General features: G+C 45.7%; 19 protein-coding genes. 8 read left to right on the top strand and 11 right to left on the bottom strand.

The annotated features are described in order from the left end of the window. Positions 1 to 18: 18 nt before the first annotated feature. From J9B83_RS03225 to J9B83_RS03250, 6 genes are all read right to left on the bottom strand, one after another. Entirely contained in the window at positions 19 to 384 is a 366-nt protein-coding gene (locus tag J9B83_RS03225) for a DUF2750 domain-containing protein (RefSeq protein ID WP_211535290.1), read from the bottom strand. A gap of 111 nt (positions 385 to 495) precedes the next feature. Further along, positions 496 to 1,521, bottom strand: a complete 1,026-nt coding sequence (locus J9B83_RS03230) for an adenosine deaminase (protein ID WP_211535291.1) — start codon at positions 1,519 to 1,521, stop codon at positions 496 to 498. A gap of 138 nt (positions 1,522 to 1,659) precedes the next feature. Beyond that, the gene (locus J9B83_RS03235) at positions 1,660 to 2,727 is read right to left on the bottom strand and encodes a BMP family ABC transporter substrate-binding protein (RefSeq protein ID WP_211535292.1); all 1,068 of its coding nucleotides are present in this window, start codon (positions 2,725 to 2,727) and stop codon (positions 1,660 to 1,662) included. A gap of 97 nt (positions 2,728 to 2,824) precedes the next feature. Further along, a complete protein-coding gene (locus J9B83_RS03240; RefSeq protein WP_211535293.1) occupies positions 2,825 to 3,757 on the bottom strand; it encodes an ABC transporter permease in 933 nt (310 codons plus the stop codon). A gap of 9 nt (positions 3,758 to 3,766) precedes the next feature. Next, positions 3,767 to 4,834 (bottom strand): ABC transporter permease, encoded by a 1,068-nt coding sequence (locus J9B83_RS03245; RefSeq protein ID WP_211535294.1) that lies wholly within the window; start codon positions 4,832 to 4,834, stop codon positions 3,767 to 3,769. Next, complete coding sequence (locus J9B83_RS03250) at positions 4,831 to 6,384, bottom strand: ABC transporter ATP-binding protein (RefSeq protein ID WP_211535295.1); 1,554 nt, start codon at positions 6,382 to 6,384, stop codon at positions 4,831 to 4,833. The genes J9B83_RS03245 and J9B83_RS03250 overlap by 4 nt, the downstream gene beginning before the upstream one ends. Before the next feature lie 499 nt (positions 6,385 to 6,883). On the opposite strand from J9B83_RS03250, the gene J9B83_RS03255 reads away from it, so the two are divergent. The 3 genes from J9B83_RS03255 to rlmM all read left to right on the top strand — a co-directional run bounded on the left by J9B83_RS03255 (position 6,884) and on the right by rlmM (position 9,855). Then, positions 6,884 to 7,981: a GGDEF domain-containing protein gene (locus J9B83_RS03255; RefSeq protein WP_211535296.1), complete on the top strand. Its 1,098-nt coding sequence runs from the start codon at positions 6,884 to 6,886 to the stop codon at positions 7,979 to 7,981. A 103-nt stretch (positions 7,982 to 8,084) separates the two neighbouring features. Continuing rightward, positions 8,085 to 8,756: a TIGR01621 family pseudouridine synthase gene (locus J9B83_RS03260; protein WP_211535297.1), complete on the top strand. Its 672-nt coding sequence runs from the start codon at positions 8,085 to 8,087 to the stop codon at positions 8,754 to 8,756. A gap of 46 nt (positions 8,757 to 8,802) precedes the next feature. Next, positions 8,803 to 9,855 carry a 23S rRNA (cytidine(2498)-2'-O)-methyltransferase RlmM gene (gene rlmM / locus J9B83_RS03265; protein ID WP_211535298.1) on the top strand — a complete coding sequence of 351 codons (1,053 nt, stop codon included), beginning with the start codon at positions 8,803 to 8,805 and terminating at the stop codon, positions 9,853 to 9,855. Between the two features lie 92 nt (positions 9,856 to 9,947). Here rlmM and J9B83_RS03270 read toward each other — a convergent pair whose 3' ends face one another. The 5 genes from J9B83_RS03270 to gatC form a co-directional block, all read right to left on the bottom strand. Beyond that, complete coding sequence (locus tag J9B83_RS03270; RefSeq protein ID WP_211535299.1) at positions 9,948 to 11,618, bottom strand: L,D-transpeptidase family protein; 1,671 nt, start codon at positions 11,616 to 11,618, stop codon at positions 9,948 to 9,950. Further along, the gene (locus J9B83_RS03275) at positions 11,618 to 11,902 is read right to left on the bottom strand and encodes a YkgJ family cysteine cluster protein (protein WP_211535300.1); all 285 of its coding nucleotides are present in this window, start codon (positions 11,900 to 11,902) and stop codon (positions 11,618 to 11,620) included. The genes J9B83_RS03270 and J9B83_RS03275 overlap by 1 nt, the downstream gene beginning before the upstream one ends. A 196-nt stretch (positions 11,903 to 12,098) precedes the next feature. Next, complete coding sequence (gene gatB, locus J9B83_RS03280; RefSeq protein WP_211535301.1) at positions 12,099 to 13,544, bottom strand: Asp-tRNA(Asn)/Glu-tRNA(Gln) amidotransferase subunit GatB; 1,446 nt, start codon at positions 13,542 to 13,544, stop codon at positions 12,099 to 12,101. After that, positions 13,541 to 15,007 (bottom strand): Asp-tRNA(Asn)/Glu-tRNA(Gln) amidotransferase subunit GatA, encoded by a 1,467-nt coding sequence (gatA, locus tag J9B83_RS03285; protein WP_211535302.1) that lies wholly within the window; start codon positions 15,005 to 15,007, stop codon positions 13,541 to 13,543. Before gatA ends, gatB begins: the two co-directional genes overlap by 4 nt. Positions 15,008 to 15,019: 12 nt before the next feature. Continuing rightward, positions 15,020 to 15,307: an Asp-tRNA(Asn)/Glu-tRNA(Gln) amidotransferase subunit GatC gene (gatC, locus tag J9B83_RS03290; protein WP_211535303.1), complete on the bottom strand. Its 288-nt coding sequence runs from the start codon at positions 15,305 to 15,307 to the stop codon at positions 15,020 to 15,022. A gap of 237 nt (positions 15,308 to 15,544) precedes the next feature. On the opposite strand from gatC, the gene J9B83_RS03295 reads away from it, so the two are divergent. From J9B83_RS03295 to rng, 5 genes are all read left to right on the top strand, one after another. Further along, on the top strand, positions 15,545 to 16,588 hold the full coding sequence (locus J9B83_RS03295; RefSeq protein ID WP_211535304.1) for a rod shape-determining protein: 1,044 nt from the start codon (positions 15,545 to 15,547) through the stop codon (positions 16,586 to 16,588). Between the two features lie 64 nt (positions 16,589 to 16,652). Then, positions 16,653 to 17,441, top strand: coding sequence for a rod shape-determining protein MreC (gene mreC, locus J9B83_RS03300; RefSeq protein WP_328797687.1), 789 nt, complete (start codon positions 16,653 to 16,655; stop codon positions 17,439 to 17,441). Further along, positions 17,438 to 17,911: a rod shape-determining protein MreD gene (mreD, locus tag J9B83_RS03305; protein ID WP_211535305.1), complete on the top strand. Its 474-nt coding sequence runs from the start codon at positions 17,438 to 17,440 to the stop codon at positions 17,909 to 17,911. Before mreC ends, mreD begins: the two co-directional genes overlap by 4 nt. Positions 17,912 to 17,930: 19 nt before the next feature. After that, positions 17,931 to 18,542 carry a Maf family protein gene (locus J9B83_RS03310; protein WP_211535306.1) on the top strand — a complete coding sequence of 204 codons (612 nt, stop codon included), beginning with the start codon at positions 17,931 to 17,933 and terminating at the stop codon, positions 18,540 to 18,542. Continuing rightward, entirely contained in the window at positions 18,539 to 19,993 is a 1,455-nt protein-coding gene (rng, locus tag J9B83_RS03315) for a ribonuclease G (protein ID WP_211535307.1), read from the top strand. The genes J9B83_RS03310 and rng overlap by 4 nt, the downstream gene beginning before the upstream one ends. The last annotated feature ends 27 nt before the right edge of the window (positions 19,994 to 20,020 follow it).

Raw genomic sequence — 20,020 nt, forward strand, 5'->3', positions numbered from 1 at the left:
TACTTAAATGTAATTTTATTAACCCTGAATGTCTGCCCTGTGCTCTTGCGCTGAGGACACAATGCATTCGCCAGCTAAATTAGGGGCAACGCCAACGGCAAAGCCGTCTTTTTCCATGCCAGGTAGCCATTTTTCAATCCAGTCAGTTGCTTTAATTTCAAGCGCCTGAAAGCCTTCGTAATCTTTTTCGCCCCAAGCTTGGGCTAAGGCTTGTTCTGGCCAAATGGGGAGTACTTTATCACTGCCAAGATCAATAATTAAACAGCCTTCGTTGTCGGCCAGCGTCCAGATTGCGTGTTGTTTTTTGATTAGAGTCAGCACCTGATCGTAGCGTTCACTGCTGGGCAAACGATAAAAAGTGTCGTCGAAAGCGGAGGTTGTCATAAGAATGGCTCAATAATAAAAAACGCCATATTATCATACTGGTAAAACGAAAAGCGACGCGATATACGTCGCTTTTGTCTGGGCGAGACGCACGATGAAGAACGGCTTTATTTATTTGTATTGCTTAAAGAGGGCGTCCAGCGTGTTGAGGTGAACAGATTGTTGGGCCCTTGTCATCCAGCTGCCGGTAATGCCGTTTTTGGCTAATTGATACAGTTGAGCTAGATTTATACCTGTGTGTTGAATCAAAGAGGCGTAATTGTCATTCATGTAACCACCGAAGTAGGCCGGGTCGTCTGAATTGACCGTGGCTTTTAAACCAAGCGCCAGCATGCGGGTAATGGGGTGGTCTTTCATATCGTCCACGACGCACAGCTTTAAGTTAGATAAGGGGCACACGGTAAGGGTTAAATTACGTTGTTGAATGGTGCAAATTAGGTTGTTATCTTCCAGTGCTCGGTTGCCGTGATCTATTCGATCAACGCCAATGTCTTCAATGGCCTGCCACACGTATTCTGGTGGTCCTTCTTCACCTGCATGAGCGGTTACTTTTAGTCCTAATGCTTTGCAGGCTTGGAAAACTCGTAGAAATTTTTCTGGAGGGTGGCCAAGCTCTGAGCTATCTAGACCAACACCATCAATCCACTTTAAATAGGGTTTGGCTAAGGCCAAGGTTTCAAAGGCACTTTCTTCACTAAGATGTCTTAAGAAAGACATTATGAGCTTGCTGGTCATGCCCCACTGTTGCTTAGCATCTTGAAGGGCACGATAAATGCCCTTGATTTGCACATCAAAAGACACATCGCGAGACAAGTGACCTTGGGGGTCGAAAAAAATCTCCACATGCACCACGTTCTCACTGTGTACTTTCGTCAGATAGGCCATGGTGAGATCGTAAAAATCTTCTTCATGCAAAAGGACAGACATGCCTTGGTAGTAAAGGTCAAGGAAGTCTTGAAGGTTAGTAAACTGGTACGCAGCGATTAATGCTTCAACGGAATCGTATTTAAGGGCCACCTGATTGCGTTGTGCAATGGCAAACATTTGTTCCGGTTCAAACGTGCCTTCTATGTGTAAATGTAGCTCGGTTTTTGGCATGGCTTTAGAAAGCGCAATCAATGTGTTTGTTGTGTCCATAGCGATACCTTTGGTGACTTAATGACAATGGGAAACGATGTTAGTGTAAAAAAAGAAAGCAAATAAACAGAAATCTGTTTATTTGCTTAGAGGTTGTAAGACTTGGCAGAGATACCTATCCGCGCTGAACTAGATGTATTAGCGAGGAATCTCGTCGGTAATGCCTTCTACATACCAGTTCACTTTCGCAAGTTCTACGTCAGTCAAAGAATGGTTTGCAGGCACAACAAGGTTGCCTTTATTGTCTGTGATTGGGCCAGTAAAAGGCTTAAATTCACCTGATTTGATTTTGTCGTGCGTTTCATCGATTTTAGCTCGAACATCGGCAGGCAGGTTCGAGTTAATAGACGCTAGCGTTAGCATGTCGTCTTGGAATCCACCCCAGAAATCTTTAGGTTCCCATGTGCCATCCATAACGGCCTGTACTTGTTTGATGTAGTACGGAGACCAATCATCGCGAACAGAGAAAATGTGCGCTTTAGGAGCAAACTTGCTTTGATCTGACGCTTGACCAATACCACGTAAACCGCGTTTTTCCGCCGCAATAAGTGGCGCTGGGCTGTCTGTGTGTTGCAATAAAATATCTACGCCTTGGTCCATTAACGCATTTGCTGCATCGGTTTCTTTACCTGGATCGTACCAGGTGTTCGCCCAGACGATTTTGATTTTCACGTCTGGGTTGACGCTTTTCGCACCCATGTAAACGGCGTTGATATCACGAATAACTTCTGGAATAGGAAAAGATCCGATGTAACCAATGGTATCGGTTTTGGTCATCATGCCGGCGGTGACACCAGAAATATAGCGGCCTTCATAAGTACGCAATACATAGGTGCCCAAATTTTTAGACAGTTTATAGCCAGTGGCATGTTCAAAAGTTACATTTGGAAAGCGTTTCGCAACTTTCACTGTTGGGTTCATAAAACCAAAAGACGTAGTGAAGATCATGTCATTGCCAGATTTAGCCAACTGCGTGATAACGCGTTCTGCATCGGCACCTTCTGGCACGTTTTCAACGAATGTGGTTTCTACTTTATCGCCAAAGTATTCTTCCAAGCCTTTACGACCCATATCGTGTTCGTAGCTCCAGCCTAAGTCGCCTACTGGGCCGACATAGACAAAACCTACTTTAAATGGGTCTTCGGCGTGAACCAGGGAGGCTCCTGCTAATAATCCCAAACTAACCAGTAAACTTTTAAGTTTCATTGCTGCTCCTTTTGCCACTGAGGCGATTTTGTTGTATTAACTAAAATTATATTTAAATCACATATATAAGACTATTTTAAAGGGTATAAATTTCTTCTTATGCCATTTGTCTAGGATCAAAGGGCTTGCCTAAAGACCGAGGCGATAAGAGTTTCTCTTTAAATTTGTCTGCACTGATGATCACCATCACGACTACGGTGGCGACGTAAGGCAACATGGCCAAGAGGTTCGGTGAAATAGACCAGCCTAGCCCTTGTAGAACCAGATGCATAATACTGGCCAAACCGAATAGGTATGCGCCCAGCATAATGCGACCTACCCGCCATGAGGCAAACACAACCAACGCCAGAGCGATCCAGCCTCGTCCTGCTGTCATGTTTTCTACCCACATTGGTGTATAAACCAATGACATATAAGCGCCTGATATACCCGCCATGACACCGCCAAACATGACCGCTAAATAACGTACTCTGAGCACCTTAATACCAATGGCGTTAGCAGCGTGAGGGTTTTCGCCAACAGCTTTCAAGGTTAAGCCAATGCGAGTTTTGTTCACTACAAACATAAGTACAAAGGTCATAACGAAAGAGGTATACACCAAAATATCGTGCTGGAATAAAATGCGACCCAAGTAGGGAATGTCTGATAATAAAGGAATAGCGATAGGCTGGAAGCCTTGAAGGGTCTGACCCACAACACCAGAGCCAATGAAAGCACTTAAGCCAGTACCGAAGATAGTTAGTGCCAGTCCTGTAGCCACTTGATTTGCCCCAAGATGTAAAACCAAAAAAGCAAAAATAAGGCTCATGATACTGCCCATTAGCATAGCGGCTATGACCCCAAGGCCGGCATTTCCCGTTGTGTAGGCCGCTAGAAAACCAACCACGGCGCCCATTAGCATCATGCCTTCTTGGCCTAGGTTTAACACGCCCGATTTTTCACAAATAACTTCGCCTAAGGCGATGAATAAAAGCGGAGTCCCGGTTTTTATCGCGGCAAATAAGATTTGTATAATAAGATCTGAGTCCATAATAGGCTCCTAATTTGTCGCTTGATTGGTAAAAGAAAGGCGGTTATTGATGAAGAAATCACACGCCAATAAAAAGAACAACAATACCCCTTGGAACATACTGACAACGGCAACAGGTATACCCATTTCAATTTGTGCCAAATCGCCGCCCATATAAAGTACGGCCATAAATGCGGCGGCTAAAATAGCACCGATAGGGTGTAGTCGCCCTAAATACGCCACGATAATTGCGGAGTAGCCGTAACCTGGAGAAACATTTGGAACCAACTGACCAATGGGTCCGGAGGTTTCACCAATGCCGGCAAGTCCTGCCAAGGCACCAGCAAACAACATCACAAACCAGCTTAGTTTTTTGCCGCTAAAACCTGCGTATCGTGCGGCAGGTTCGTCGGCCCCAAACACGCGAATTTGAAAGCCTAGGTGGGTTTTGCTTAAAATAAACCAACCTACCACGCCAGCCAGCACAGCAAACACAATTCCCAAGTGGGTACGGCTACTTTCAAACAAAGTCGGTAACATAGTAGCATCAGAAAACATTGCCGATTCAGGAAAGCCATAGCCATCAGGATCTCTCAATGGACCGTGTACCGCCCATATCAAAAGATACAAAGCGATATAGTTAAACATGATGGTGGTCAAGATGAGGTTGGAGTTGAAGTGTAATTTTAAAAACGTCGGAATGGCAGACCAAAGCATTCCCGATACCATACCGGCGAGTAAGGTGATCGGCAAAGCAAAAACAGAGTCAGAGTCAATGAAATACAATGCCATAGCGGAGCCGCCTAGCGCCCCAGCAAGAAGCTGACCCTCAGCGCCTATGTTCCACATATTCGCTCTGTAACAAAGCGAAAGGCCGACAGCACACAACAAAAGAGGCGCCATTTTAACGAACATTTCGCCTATGTTGTAGCTGTCTGCCAAGGGCGCAATCAACAACACGTGCAATGCTTGCGATGGTGATTTACCTATTGCGGTAAACAAAATACTGCCGAAAATTAATGTCAGTACGATGGCCAACACAGGCGACAGTACTTTCATTAACGAGCTGGGCTCAGTTCGAGCTTGGATGCGAATCATGCGCCAGCTCCTTGCGTTGATTGATTAATCGTGTCAATAAAGGTACCCGCCATCCATTGTCCTATTTGATCTATGTTTGTTGAATCTGTTTTGACGACGGGAGACAAGTAGCCATCACAGACTGCAGCCATTCGGTCTGCCAATAAAAATAGCTCGTCGATGTCTTCTGAGATTAGCAAAATAGCCGCACCTTGATCTCTTAGTTCCAGTAAGGCTTGGTGGATAGCGAGAGCTGCGCCCACATCGACTCCCCACGTTGGGTGAGCACAAATTAAGACGCTCGGGTTCTGACCAATTTCACGCCCCATAATGAACTTTTGCAGGTTGCCGCCACTGAGACTTTTCGCCTCGGAAAACTCGCCGTGACATTTGATTTTGTATTTTTTAATGATGGAAGCGGTGTAGTCTTTGATGCTTTGCCAATCGACCAAGCCTTTTTTGATAAAACCATCACTGTGGGTTAGCAGGGTGTTCTCGGATAGGCTCATGTCTGGCACGGCACCTCGTCCTAAGCGTTCTTCAGGAACATACGCCATACCACGCTTGCGTCGCTCTCCTGCGTGCAAATGACCGATAGGAGCACCATTTAAAGACAGCTGATTTTTGACATTCCGTTCGTCTTCGCCACTAATAACCGCCATGAGCTCGTCTTGACCGTTGCCCGCGACGCCTGCAATTCCCAAAATCTCGCCGGCTTTTAGGTCAAACTGAATGTTTTTCAACGCCGTGCCAAAGGGTTGTTTAGAAGGCAGAGACAGGTTATCCACTTCAAATATGCGCTCTTGACCTTCTCTTTTAACGTAACCGGCGTCTTGTTCAGCTAAGTCGCCGACCATCATTTTGGCAATAGAGGCAGGTGTTTCTTCGTTAGGCACACAAGTATCAACGACTTTACCGCCACGTAAAATAGTCGCTTTGTGGCAGATTTCTGTCACTTCATGCAACTTGTGGCTGATAAATAAAATACTGCAACCCTCTTCTGATAACGTGCGAAGAACCTCAAACAATCCGGCGACTTCTTGTGGGGTCAGCACTGAGGTGGGTTCATCAAGAATGAGTAGTTTTACTGACTGCACAAGACAGCGCATGATCTCAACACGCTGACGTTCGCCGATAGAGAGAGAGTGAACATATCGGGTTGGATTAACATTTAGACCGTATTCTTCAGATAATTCAGTTATACGAGTCGCTAAATCGCCAATTTGGTGAAGTTGAGTCTTACTCAGGCAGAGCTCGATATTTTCACTAATCGTTAGGGTTTCGAACAAAGAAAAGTGTTGAAACACCATACCGATTCCCAAATCGCGCGCTATGGAAGGCGATTTGATATCAACTTCTTTACCATCCCAAATAATGGCACCTGCGTCAGGAGAAACGACACCATAAATACTCTTAACTAAGGTGCTTTTTCCAGCACCATTTTCGCCTAATAAAGCATGAATTTCACCGGGCATAAGCGTTATGCTGATGTTGTCGTTGGCAAGGCAGCCTGGGTACTGTTTGGTCAGCTTGACAAGTTCAAGTCGTGATACCAAATGTTGTTTTTTCAATGTTCTGGCACCTTATCTTTAAGATTAAGTAAATGCTAAAAGGCTATTTATTACGTGTTGCGCCGCGTATGCGCGCATATTACAAAACATAGAATCATTTCGCACCAATATGAGCCGGGTTATGTGCCACTTTGGTGCGACAAAAATGCAATGCTTTCACTTATTTGACCGATTAGTTAAATTTAAAGTGTTTTTTTAAAATTTGATTTATGGATATCAATTATCATGCCAATACACTTTATTAACGCGGCGTAGAATACGAGATTTTCACTCATTTGTCTTTAATGACGTTATTTACAACTTGCTGTTATACCCACCATAGGCGTCATGTTATGTTGGAGATTTGTATCCTGCGGCCTTATGAATAGGAAAAGTGCAGGATACTCTGTAGAATAATGGCCTTTATTTTAGCATTGTGGACGTCTCATTACGGACAAGGTTGTTTTATTCCTTGCTTTGATAATGTCGCTTCGATAACAATTGATCAATGTGGGGCACTGTGTTTGCATCGATAAAAACAACGATAAATAAGCTGTTAAATTTAGGCTTTGATGATGAGTTTGACAACGATTTAAACCAAAAGCACGTTGTTAACTTCTCTTATATGATGTTTTGCGCCAGCTCGCTGTTTATGCTGGTGGTTTTTGCAACGCGTTCAATGTATGCCGTGGCTTTTTTCTCTTCTTTAGGTCTGCTCATTGGTTTGGCGGGCTTGCGTTACAATTACATCGGTCATTTTTCTCGTGCTCAATGGTTAATGCCAGTCACTAAGATTGCTCAGGTGACTATTTTAAGTGTGTTTTACTTTGGTACAGGCAGTGGCTTCCATTGGTTTTTTCTTAATGTCATTTCCTATGCATTTGTCGTGTTTAGAGCAGATCAGCGAGCGCACAAATATTGGCTGGTTTGTGCTTCATTAGCTTTGTTTTTAATGTGTGAACTTTTGGAAACGCGTGGGATGTTACTCACAGCAGTGGATAAAAGTATTTCCATCAGTTTGGTTTTTTTCTTAGTAGCAATCAATTTTGCATTAATGATTAGTTTGGTCATGAGTCGATTAAAATCGGTTAATCATCATTTGCGAACCTTGGCGGAAAAAGACGAATTAACCGGTTTATCTAACCGACGTAAGGTCTTGGCCGATGCGGTAAATATTTTCGCGGACTCTGTGATCAATTCTGAATCTTGTGTGTTTTCCATTGTGGACTTGGATCATTTTAAGAAAATCAATGATACCTACGGCCATGAAGCCGGCGATCTCGTGTTGACCAAGGTCGCTGCTGTGATGGCCGATGTGATTCGTCCGCAAGATGAAATTGGTCGCTACGGCGGCGAAGAGTTTATTGTGATTATGCGTGACACCAGTTTGAGTGACGCTGAAAGCGTGATGGAAAAAATGCGCCAAGCCGTTGAAGCCATGCTTATTGAAACCGATCACGGCATTGTGATTCCTGTCACCGTGAGCATAGGATTAGCTGCCATTGATTCCCATGTATCTCGTTACGAAGAGATCTTGGCTCAAGCGGATAAGGGTCTATATGCCGCTAAACGAAATGGCCGAAATCAACTTTCGGTACAGTCCGAGTACCAGTATTAGAATATAGTTACTTCTTTGTATTGACATATGAGTTGTCCACTTTCTCTGTGGATAAACTTGTTGGCTAATCGATTTTTTCTTTATTTTTCGTGAAGAGGCTGCTTTGATCACTGTCGTTTATAGTTGTGATGATTATTGGGTAATTGAAAAACCGGCAGGCATGAGCTTCCATGCGGAGTCAGAATCGGTCGGCGTGATGCAATATATGTCTCAAACCTATCCTGATCACACTTTTTACCCTGTGCATCGGCTGGATAAAATGACCTCGGGTCTGTTGCTTGTGGCCTGTAACAGTCAAGCGGCGGCGACCTTTGGGTCGTTATTTGAGCAGCATTTGGTTGAGAAGCGTTATTTGGCATTGTCGGCCAAAAAGCCCAAGAAGAAACAAGGGACGATTACAGGGGGAATGTCGCCCAGTCGACGGGGTCAATGGAAGTTAACCAAAACCTTAGAGAATGTCGCTGAGACGCAGTTTTTTTCAGCATTTTATCAAGGACTTAGGGTGTTTTATGTGAGACCCCTAACGGGTAAAACACACCAAATTCGTGTGGCATTGAAAAGCATTGGCTCACCCATCCTCGGGGATGCTAGATACAGTGGTGAAGATGCGGACCGAGGCTATCTTCATGCTTATCGATTGGCGTTTGAATGGCAAGGTGAACCTAAAGAATATCTGTATCCTGCTCGCTCGGGGGAATACTACTCGGATGAGTTGGTGCAGTTTGTAATGACGAATTTTGATGAAGCGGCCTTACATTGGCCGTCTAAAAAGTAATTAATAAGACTTAGTGGTCGTTGTGGCTGACTAAGAAGGAATATGAATGAAAAATGTTTTGGTGTATTGCCGTCAAGGGTTTGAAAAAGACTGTGCGGCAGAGCTGTCTGACGTCGCCAGTAAGAAAGGGTTTTATGGGTACGCCAAGGTCGTGCCGGATTCAGGTTTTGTTGTGTATAACTTTGAGCAAAGTGATGCGGGAGAGACCTTAATACAGCAGTTGGATTTTAATCGCCTAATTTTTGCTCGTCAGATTATTGCAGTTAACGACGTGATCGAATTAGAGCAGGGTGGTCGCGTAGAATCTCTGCTGGAGGCAGCGCGCGAATTGCCCCTTGCCGAAGAAATATGGATTGAAACAGCGGATACTAACGAAGCAAAATCCTTATCAAGTTTAATCAAAAAGCTTGAAAAACCTCTGCGCGAAGGTTGGAAGAAATCCGGTGTGTTACGCAATAAAGCCGTCGGTGTGCGCCACCATGTGTTTATGTTGGATGGTGGTTCGGCTTATTTAGGTGTTTCTTACGCTTCTTGTCGCAGTGAATTCCCTATGGGGATTCGCCGTTTACGATTTCCTGCAGCGGGACCGAGTCGTTCAACGTTGAAGCTCGAAGAAGCTTTTTTGCAGTTTGTTCCAGAGCGAACGTTAAGTCGAGACTTAACTGAAGGCATGACGGCCGTAGATTTAGGGGCAGCACCGGGTGGTTGGACTTATCAGTTTGTTAAGAAAGGCATCCACGTGATTGCCATTGACAACGGCCCTATGCAAAAAGAGCTTATGTCTACTGGCTTGGTCGATCATGAAAAAGCCGACGGTTTCAAATATGAGCCACCTTATACGGTTGATTGGTTGGTGTGCGATATGGTGGAGCGTCCGATTAAAGTCGCTGAGCTAATGGCCAAATGGCTAGCGAATGGTTGGACACGTCGAGCGGTATTTAACTTAAAACTGCCGATGAAAAAACGCTATCAAGAAGTGGTGTTGTGCCTTGAGGCTATTGAGAGCTTGCTGAAAAAAGCAGGCGTTGGTTATCACTATCAAATTAAGCATCTGTATCATGACCGCGAAGAAATCACCGTGTGCATCATGGTGAAATAGAATTTAAACAGCGTAAGACATAATAAAACGCCTCATAAACCTCATTGGTTTATGAGGCGTTTTTTATGGTGTACGCGAGCAAAGCAAAAATATTAGATAGAGTCACTAGCTTTAAAAGGAGAATATCCCATGGCTTCTTCCATTAGAGCGTCGCGCTCGTAAACATCGTTTCTAAATTCCAGCATGCCATTAGCATTGGGCACAACGGTAAAGTACACCAAGTAGACAGGGATGTAGGTAGGCAATGAGATCACAGTGTTAGAGCCATTTTTCATGGCCGAGTTCATTTCATCAAATTGTTTAAAGCCTTTGGTGATTTCTTGAGCAAATTCAGCAGGACTCTCTAAGCGCACACAGCCAGAACTGAAGGCTCTGTCATTCTCGCGGAACAGATGTTTTGCCGGCGTATCGTGCAAGTAAATTTCATTTTTGTTGGGGAACATGAATTTGTACTGACCAAGCGCATTGCCTTCATCGGGTTCTTGCTCGAAGCGATAAGCTAGCTTGTCTTCACTGATGGCGCTCCAGTTGATTTTAGTAGAGTCCAACTCTTTAGCGGAAACGCTCCAGCTTGAATAAAGCTTATAGCCATGTTTGACCAAATAATTGGGGTCAGATTGCAGTTTAGGCAATAGGTTTTCTCGTGCAATTCTGTGGGGGACTCGCCATGTTGGGTTGGCAACCATGTAGGTCATGGTGCCTTTAAAAACGGGCGTTTTACGCTCTTTTTTACCGATCACCGCTTTCATAGAGGTGCGCTCACCATGGAGAAACATATCTACTGTGTAGTTGGTAAGATCGACCCAGATACGATTAGACTCCAGTTCACTGGGCATCCAGCGCCATCTTTCTAAATTATAGGCAATCTGTTTTGCACGCTCTTTTAAAGGAATGTTGAGCATTTGAATGGTTCGGGAGCCGGCGGCACCGTCTGCGGATAAATGGTGGCGCTGTTGAAAGCGAATAAGCGCTTCTCGTAGGCGGTCATCAAATTCTTCTTCATTGACCTTGCGTGTGGAAAAGCGAATATCGCCCAGCTGCACAAGACGTGCCCTTAGTTGTGCAACACGTGGGCCTTCGTCCCCTTGGGACAACGGCACACCTGCGCTCACAAAGATGTCTTTTTCTTTAATGGCAAGGTCTTGGTAATACACGAGCCATTTTTGTAGAACTTGATACTGAGGGCTTCGAGGGGCTAACAAAGGCAAAGAATTAACCATATCGGTGGCGGACGCTAGATATAGCAAATCTTTCCAGTTGTTACTGGGGGCGTCGAGTTGCCAGTTTGGATCAATAAGTTGAGGTTCGTAACGGCCGTTGCTTAAGTCGTGGGCATAGCTTGTCAAGGCGATGGTAGTAATAACGTCCATTTCCGCCAATTGCTGTGGCGTTGGCTCTTTAATATCAAGGTATTCTTTGATAATGCCGGCGTGGTAATGGATGGGGTTTAGGCCGTGAGTGTAAGATTGCTCCAGTAAGTCGACCAGCTTGTAGATAGACATATTAATGGTTTTGTCTTTGATCCAAATCGGTTCGTATTCACGCATTTCATAGGCGTCTAGTACGGTGTTGTTGGGCAGCGCTTGGCCAGCCACCGGTGTAAAGGCATTGAGTGTGAGCAATACTTGGTCTTTGACGCTGCTTTCTATTTGCGCTTCGCTCGGAGGTACTACAACAAAGCGTGGTGCTTGATTTGAAGAAGAGCAGGCGCTGATTAGAACGCTTACGCAAATCAGCGGAATGATGTGTTTTACTAATGTCATTAAGGCATCCTTATTGATGAGCGAGACGGAATGGGGGCAGTGTCATTTTCAAGTTGGGTTAAAATGCGTATGGCGTCTGTTTTTGAGTCGCCGCATACATAGTGTTCCGCGGTGAAATCTTCGCACACCTTGGGGCGAGTCGATTGTCCAAACAAAGCGCAGCGCAAATCGTCCAGTAATTGTATGCAGGGCTCGCCTGCTTTTTTGCCATCAGGCATACCTGGAATGGGGGTACTGATGGAGGGAGCTGTACAACATGCGCCGCAACTTGGTCGACATTGCATTAAAACGATCCTTATTTACCCTAGAGTAGATGTCAGTTTTTAAACAATATATGTATAGAAAGTGACAAGTGTCGTCTATTCTAGAATATTGATGGCTGAGGGAATAGGGGCGATGGGATAAAAAAATACCGTACTCAAAGTACGGTATTTTCATCGTTCTAACAGAATAGCGCTTATAGCAGTTGCCAAATAACGATTAACCTTTCAGCATTTTAGCCAAGATAGGATTGACCATGCCAGGGTTGGCTTTGCCTTGTGAGGCTTTCATTACTTGCCCAACAAAGAAGCCAATCATTTTCTTCTGCTTATCTTCGTCGGCCGCGCGGAATTGCTCCACTTGTGCTGTATTGGCATCGAGAATGCCTTGGATCATGGCTTCAATGGCGCCTGTGTCGGTGACTTGCTTCAGGCCTTTCGCCTCAATGATGTCATCGGCGGAGCCTTCTCCTTGCCACATGGCCTGCAACACATCTTTGGCGGTTTTGCCGTTGATAGTATTGTCTTTGATACGAACCAATAATTCACCGAAAGCGATTGCGTTTACCGGCGACTGATCAATATCGATCTGTTCTTGATTGAGTAATTTACTCAATTCGCCCATTGCCCAGTTAGCCGTCAGTTTCGCATCTTTTACCACGCTTTGAGCGTTTTCAAAGTACTCGGCCATGGCGCGAGACGAAGACAATACGTGCGCATCGTATTCGCTTAAGCTGTATTCGCTTTGGAAGCGAGCCGCTTTTTGGCTTGGTAGCTCAGGTAGCGTGGCTTTGATGTCATCTACATATTCCTGCGTTAACACAATAGGCAGCAGGTCTGGGCAGGGGAAGTAGCGGTAGTCGTTAGCGTCTTCTTTAGAGCGCATGCTGCGTGTTTCGTTTTTCTCTGGATCATACAAGCGTGTTTCTTGGATAATACGTCCACCGTCTTCAAGGATGTCAGCCTGACGCTCGATTTCGGTGTAGATGGCCTTTTCAATAAAGCGGAACGAGTTGACGTTTTTGATCTCGGTGCGTGTGCCGTATTCTTGTTGCCCTTTTGGACGCAAAGACAAGTTGATGTCGCAGCGCATTGAGCCTTCAGCCATGTTGCCATCACAAATGCCAAGATAAGTCACAATAGAGTGAATCATTTTCACATAAGCGACGGCTTCCTTGGCAGAACGGATATCCGGTTCGGAAACGATTTCCAGCAGAGGCGTGCTCGAACGGTTTAAATCGATGCCCGTCATACCATGAAAATCTTCGTGCAAGGATTTACCGGCGTCTTCTTCAAGGTGCGCGCGGGTGATGCCGACACGTGATGTAGTGCCATCTTCCAATGTGACGTCTAAATACCCTTTGCCAACGATAGGATGATCCATTTGGCTGGTTTGGTAGCCTTTAGGCAAATCTGGGTAAAAATAGTTTTTGCGAGCAAATACGGACGTCATGCCAATTTCTGCATTAATGGCATGGCCAAACATCACCGCCATGCGTAATGCTTCTTTGTTAAAAACCGGTAAAGCGCCTGGCATTCCAAGGTCCACTAAGGTGGTTTGAGTGTTTGGTTCTGCGCCAAACCCAACTGCAGCACCAGAAAACAATTTAGATTTGGTAGAGAGCTGAGTATGAATCTCAAGGCCAATGACTACTTCCCAATTCATGCTTGTGCTCCTTTTGCTAAGTCAGGGGTTTGTAAATGCCAATCAGTATGCTGCTGATATTGGTGGGCGATGTTTAGCAGTTTCGCTTCAGCAAAGTAGTCGCCCATGATTTGTAGTCCAACTGGCATACCGTCAACAAAGCCCGCTGGAACAGACATAGCAGGGATGCCGGCTAAGTTAACGGATAGGGTGTAAATGTCTTCTAGATACATGGCCACAGGGTCGCTGGTTTTGCTTCCAAGGCCAAATGCCGTGGTCGGAGCAACAGGGCCCATAATCACATCCACTTCTTTAAGGGCGTTGACAAAATCCTCTTTGATGAGGCGACGAATCTTTTGAGCTTTCAAGTAATAGGCGTCGTAATAACCCTCTGACAGCGCGTAAGTGCCGACCATGATGCGTTTTTGAACTTCTCTACCAAAGCCTTCAGCACGCGAGCGTGTGTACATATCCATTAAATCTTTTGGGTTTTCACAGCGATGGCCAAAGCGAACGCCGTCGAAGCGAGATAGGTTGGACGATGCTTCGGATGGTGCAATTACGTAATACGCTGGGATGCTCAGTTGCAAATTGGGCAGTGAAACATCTTTAATGGTGGCGCCAAGCTTTTCAAATTCTTTAACGGCTGTATTAATGGTGTCGGCGACCTTAGAATCTAAGCCTTCACCAAAGTATTCTTTTGGCAAGCCGATAGTAAGACCAGTAAGCGGTGCATTCAAGTTTGTCAAATAATCATCGTTTGGTGTTTCAGATGATGTGGAATCTTTATCATCAAAGCCACCCATAGCTTGCATTAGGTGTGCGCAATCTTCGGCACTTTTTGCCATTGGGCCGCCTTGGTCAAGGCTGGATGCGTAGGCGATCATGCCAAAGCGAGACACTCGACCGTAGGTGGGTTTTAAACCAGTGATGCCACAAAAAGACGCGGGTTGGCGAATCGAACCGCCTGTGTCTGTGCCGGTCGCTGCTACAGCAAGGCCAGCTGATACCGCTGCGGCGGAGCCACCAGAAGAACCGCCTGGCACTTTGTTAAGATCCCAAGGGTTTTTTACTGCGCCGTAGAAGCTGTTTTCGTTCGATGAACCCATGGCAAATTCATCCATGTTGGTTTTGCCCAGCATAACCGCGCCGGCTTGCTGAAATCGGCTGGTTACCGTGGATTCATACGGTGGGATAAAATTGTTTAAGATGTTGGAGCCGCACGTCGTTAGGGTGCCCTGGGTGCAAAATAAATCTTTGTGTGCGATGGGAATGCCCGTCAAGCTGGTGGCGTTGCCATTGGCAAGAAGAGTATCTGCCGCTTTGGCTTGTTGCAGTGCCAGTTCATCGCTGACAGTGATGAAGCTGTTAAGTTGTGGGTCAATGGTTTTAATGCGATCGAGGAAAAGACGAGTCAACTCGACGCTGGATACTTCTTTGTCGCGCAGCTTTTGCGCAAGGGTGCTGATGCTCTGTTCAAACATGATAGGGTCTCGTTATTCAATCACTTGAGGGACTAGGAAAAGGCCGGCGTCAGTTTTGGGGGCATTGGCTAAAAATGCGTCTCGGCGATTCTCTTCGGTGACTTTGTCTTCACGCAGTCTTTGCGTCATTTCCAGTGGGTTTGAAAGCGGTTCTACGCCATCGGTATTCACAGATTGCATTTGCTCAACAAGCGATAGAACGCTGGATAAGGAGTGTTGGTACTGGTCGGCGTCTTCCTCAGTAAGGGCGAGGCGCGCCAGGTGCGCAATTTTTTGCACGTCTTGTTTGTCTATGGACATGTTCCACCTGATTCCTTTGTCAATCGTAAATGGCCGCTATTGTATCTCTTCAATGTGAGCCTATAAAGCACGCTTGGTTAAAAACACAGCTTATTTTGCAATTATTAAAAATATTTTAGTAAACAAGGGAATAGCTGTGAAGTTTTTGAAAATTTACGCTGAATCAACTTGCCCAATCCCCCCTTGATTGTTACATTTTGACGCTGTTCGTATCGTATTATCAGGGTGTACAAATTCATGTTTAAGAAAATCAGGGGAATGTTTTCAAGCGATTTATCAATCGACTTAGGAACGGCAAATACCCTTATCTACGTTCGTGGTCGCGGCATCGTGCTTGATGAGCCATCTGTTGTTGCTATTCGCCACAATGGCAATCAAAAAACAGTGGCTTCAGTGGGCACAGACGCGAAGCGTATGTTAGGTAGAACGCCGGGCAACATTACCGCCATTCGCCCAATGAAAGACGGGGTGATCGCTGATTTTCATGTAACAGAAAAAATGTTGCAGTATTTTATCTCTAAAGTGCACGAAAACAGTTTTTTAAAGCCAAGCCCAAGAGTGCTGGTATGTGTGCCATGTAAGTCTACGCAAGTTGAGCGTCGTGCGATCAAAGAATCTGCATTGGGTGCCGGTGCGCGAGAAGTGTACATCATTGAAGAGCCAATGGCCGCTGCGATTGGTGCGGGCTTGCCAGTGGCTGAAGCATCGGGTTCCATGGTGATAGACATTGGTGGTGGTACGACAGAAATCGCCATTATTTCATTGAATGGTATTGTGACTTCCGAATCTATTCGTGTGGGTGGCGACCGTTTTGACGAAGCCATTACTACTTACGTGCGTCGCCAATACGGCAGCCTGATCGGTGATGCCACCGCAGAGCGAATCAAGACTGAAATCGGCATGGCGTACCATTCCGGTGAAGAGTTGCAAATTGATGTGCGCGGACGAAACTTGGCGGAAGGTATTCCGCGTATGTTTACTTTGCACAGCACAGAAATCTTAGAAGCGCTTCAAGAGCCTTTGGCGCAAATCGTTCAAGCGATCAAAGCGGTGCTTGAGCAGTCGCCTCCTGAGTTGGCGGCAGATATCGGTGAAACCGGTTTGGTATTAACCGGCGGTGGTGCCTTGTTGCGTGAAATCGATCGTCTGATCAGCGAAGAAACAGGCTTGCCAGTGATTATCGCTGACGACCCGCTTACTTGTGTGGCCCGTGGCGGCGGCATGGCATTAGAAATGATGGACAAGCATACTTCTGAACTTTTCACTGCTGATAACGAGTAAAAGTTAGGAGTGTGTCATTAATAATTCGCTTCCCTTTAATGGCAAGGTATCCAGTGCCCGTTTTGTGATATTGGTACTCTTGTCAGTGGCGATGATAGTCGCGGATGTTCGTTATGGGATGTTCGCGAATGCAAGGCCTTACCTGACTTTGTTCGTGACGCCGATCCAGATTGTTGTCACAGCTCCGCAAAAAGCCCTGAATTGGGCGAGTGAACACCTCGCTAGTCGTGAAGATTTGGTTCAAGAGAACCAAGCTCTACAAGGCGAAGTCTTGCTACTACGCAGTCGACAGCAGCGACTGGATTCCCTCCAAGCCGAAAATGTTCGTTTGCGCGAATTGCTCGATGCCTCACAGCGCGTGGATGAAAAGATTGTCATGGCGGAAGTCATTGGCTTTGATCAGAACGCTTACAGCCACAAACTGATGATAGACAAAGGCTTTTCTTCGGGTGCTTATGTTGGTCAGCCTGTGTTAGACGCGACGGGTGTGTTAGGTCAAGTTGTGGAAATGTCGGCTTATAGCAGTCGAGTGCTGTTGATTGCTGATGCCAGTCACTTTGTGCCTGTGCAACTTGCACGAACCGGTTTTCGTAGCATTTTGCGCGGCACAGGTAGCTTGAAGCGACTAGAGCTTATGAGTGTGCCTCGTTCTGTAGACATAAAAAAAGGCGATATTCTCACTACTTCAGGTTTGGATAAGCGTTTTCCAAGTGGTTATCCCGTTGGTGTGGTTAGAAGTGTGACCTATACGCAAGGTAAATCCTACGCGGATGTAGATGTTGTGCCGTTGGCGCAATTGGGCCGAAGTCGTCATGTTATGTTGATTGAAAAGGCCAAGGTGGACGCTGAATGAAACCTTTCATTGTATTCTTCTTAACCCTGCTAGTGGCCTTGATGCTGGAGGCTTTGCCGTTTCCTGAGGGCTTTGTTTGGTATCGTCCGGAATGGGCATTGTTGGTTATCTTGTATTGGGTTATTGCCTTGCCGTTTCGTGTTGGCGTCGGCGCTGCTTGGTTTTTGGGCCTGATGGTAGATCTGTTACAAGGTGGCATCATTGGTCAGCATTCGTTAACGTATGTAATTATTGCTTATGTTTGTTCTGTATTTTATAAACGATTAAGAATGTACCACACGTGGCAGCAGGCGGTGTTTATCTGTTTACTGGTGAGTATTAACCAGCTGTTGGATTTTTGGATAGACCATTACCTAGGTCATGCTGATCCTACGTTGATGATCTTTATGCCAGCGGTGATTACGGGGCTGCTGTGGCCTTGGTCATTTATTGTATTGCGCAGCGTACGGCGTATTTATGCGATCCGTTAGTGGGGCTTGAGGAAGGATTATGCTTGTTTTGGCTTCGGCCTCGCCGAGAAGAAAAGAGTTGTTGGGAACATTGGTAGTGTCTTTTCAGGTGTTGCCTGCCAATATTGATGAAACGCCTTACGAGCAAGAAGCTCCCGCCGATTATGTGGTGCGTATGGCAAAAGAAAAAGCTCAGGCCTCGATACACAAATACCAACAGCAAGCCGCCGATCTACAAGACAAGGCGGCCATTTTTATTGCTTCCGATACCAGTGTTGTTATTGATGGCAACATATTAGGAAAGCCCGCTTCCCTTGATGAAGCAAAAGTCATGTTAAGGCAGCTTTCCGGTCGATCTCATCAAGTTTTAACCTCGCTCTGTATTTCGAACCTAGAGCAGGATCACCTAGTGGCTAAGTGCGTTAGCAGTGATGTGTGTTTTCGTGACATTTCAGATGTCGAAATTGAACATTACTGGCGTTCTGGTGAGCCTCAAGACAAAGCTGGTTCTTATGCTATTCAAGGGTTGGGTGCGGTTTTTGTGCGCTCAATGTCCGGTTCTTATTCCGCTATTGTTGGTCTGCCTTTGTTTGAAACGTCGCAGATATTGTCTCAGTTCGGAATCCATTCATTAGAGGTACTGTCCCCATGAGTGAAGATGTTTTAATTAATGTAACGCCAATGGAAATCCGGGTGGCGCTGGTAGAGAACGGTGTATTACAAGAAGTTTATATCGAACGCTCGAGTCGCAAAGGCATAGTCGGCAACATTTACCAAGGTAAAGTCGTCCGAGTGTTGCCAGGTATGCAGGCGGCGTTTGTTGATATTGGCCTTGAAAGAGCGGCGTTTATTCATGTATCCGAAGTGGTTAGCCGTGATGCGGTGAACCCGAGCGATCAAATAGGTGATTACTTGCGTGAAGGCCAATCGCTGGTGGTGCAGGTCACCAAAGACCCTATTAGCTCTAAAGGCGCGCGATTGACCACGCATTTGTCTGTTCCATCTCGTTATCTTGTGTACATGCCAGATCAAGCTCATGTGGGTGTGAGTCAGCGCATCGAAGACGAAGTAGAGCGCGAGCGTTTGAAGTCTTTGGTGTCCAGTGCGTTAACCGATGCGGATGAAAACAGCGGTTATATTTTAAGAACCGCCGCTGAACGTGCTGGCGAAGAAGAAATACTTTCTGATATTAAGTTTTTGACTCGATTGTGGCAATCGGTAAAGCGCCGCATGCAACATGCTAAAGCGCCGTCTGTTATCTATGAAGATTTACCGTTACATCTTCGTACCATGCGAGATCTTGTGGGCTTGACCACGGAAAAAATTCGTATTGATTCAAAAGAGAACTACGCCAAATTGCGGGCGTTTGCTGAAGATTTTATTCCAGAATTAAAAGAGCGTATCGAATACTACCCAGGCGAGCGTCCTATTTTCGATCTATACAGCGTAGAAGACGAAATTCATAAGGCGCTGGATCGTAAGGTGCAGTTAAAGTCAGGTGGGTATTTGTTGGTTGAACAAACCGAATCCATGACCACGATCGATGTGAATACGGGTGCTTTTGTTGGTAGTCGAAACCTTGAAGAAACCATTTATAAAACCAATCTTGAGGCCGCAACGGCCATAGGTCGACAGCTTAGGTTGCGAAACCTAGGTGGCATCATCATTATCGATTTTATCGACATGGAAGACGAAGAACATAAGCGACAAGTGTTGCGGATGTTGGAAAAAACACTGGAAGGCGACCACGCAAAAACCAAAATAACCGGTGTTTCTGAGCTAGGCTTGGTTGAAATGACCCGTAAACGCACCCGAGAAAGTTTGGGGCAAACCTTGTGTGAGCCTTGTCGATCTTGTCGCGGTATTGGTTTAGTGAAAACCCCAGAGACGGTATGTTATGAGGTGTTTCGGGAGATTTTACGGGCTGATCGCGCCTACGATTCTCAAACTTATACTGTGTTAGCCGCTAGTACGGTAGTGGAACGTTTTCTGGATGAGGAAAGTGTTGCCGTGGCTGAGCTAGAAGCTTTTATTGGTAAAAGCATCCGCTTTCAGGTGGATTCTGTGTACACTCAAGATCAATACGATGTTGTCCTTCGTTAATTAGATAAGGCCGTAATATGCGCTGGC

Origin of the sequence: Marinomonas vulgaris, assembly GCF_018145875.1 — a bacterium.
Lineage (GTDB): Bacteria > Pseudomonadota > Gammaproteobacteria > Pseudomonadales > Marinomonadaceae > Marinomonas > Marinomonas vulgaris.

Excerpts from the sequence above, each read along its gene's own strand:
- J9B83_RS03270 (WP_211535299.1), bottom strand. The coding sequence starts at position 11,618 with ATGACATTAGTAAAACACATCATTCCGCTGATTTGCGTAAGCGTTCTA.
- J9B83_RS03240 (WP_211535293.1), bottom strand. The coding sequence starts at position 3,757 with ATGGACTCAGATCTTATTATACAAATCTTATTTGCCGCGATAAAAACC.
- J9B83_RS03225 (WP_211535290.1), bottom strand. The coding sequence starts at position 384 with ATGACAACCTCCGCTTTCGACGACACTTTTTATCGTTTGCCCAGCAGT.
- J9B83_RS03295 (WP_211535304.1), top strand. The coding sequence starts at position 15,545 with ATGTTTAAGAAAATCAGGGGAATGTTTTCAAGCGATTTATCAATCGAC.
- mreD (WP_211535305.1), top strand. The coding sequence starts at position 17,438 with ATGAAACCTTTCATTGTATTCTTCTTAACCCTGCTAGTGGCCTTGATG.
- gatC (WP_211535303.1), bottom strand. The coding sequence starts at position 15,307 with ATGTCCATAGACAAACAAGACGTGCAAAAAATTGCGCACCTGGCGCGC.
- J9B83_RS03275 (WP_211535300.1), bottom strand. The coding sequence starts at position 11,902 with ATGCAATGTCGACCAAGTTGCGGCGCATGTTGTACAGCTCCCTCCATC.
- J9B83_RS03310 (WP_211535306.1), top strand. The coding sequence starts at position 17,931 with ATGCTTGTTTTGGCTTCGGCCTCGCCGAGAAGAAAAGAGTTGTTGGGA.
- rng (WP_211535307.1), top strand. The coding sequence starts at position 18,539 with ATGAGTGAAGATGTTTTAATTAATGTAACGCCAATGGAAATCCGGGTG.
- J9B83_RS03230 (WP_211535291.1), bottom strand. The coding sequence starts at position 1,521 with ATGGACACAACAAACACATTGATTGCGCTTTCTAAAGCCATGCCAAAA.
- J9B83_RS03245 (WP_211535294.1), bottom strand. The coding sequence starts at position 4,834 with ATGATTCGCATCCAAGCTCGAACTGAGCCCAGCTCGTTAATGAAAGTA.
- gatA (WP_211535302.1), bottom strand. The coding sequence starts at position 15,007 with ATGTTTGAACAGAGCATCAGCACCCTTGCGCAAAAGCTGCGCGACAAA.
- gatB (WP_211535301.1), bottom strand. The coding sequence starts at position 13,544 with ATGAATTGGGAAGTAGTCATTGGCCTTGAGATTCATACTCAGCTCTCT.
- J9B83_RS03235 (WP_211535292.1), bottom strand. The coding sequence starts at position 2,727 with ATGAAACTTAAAAGTTTACTGGTTAGTTTGGGATTATTAGCAGGAGCC.
- rlmM (WP_211535298.1), top strand. The coding sequence starts at position 8,803 with ATGAAAAATGTTTTGGTGTATTGCCGTCAAGGGTTTGAAAAAGACTGT.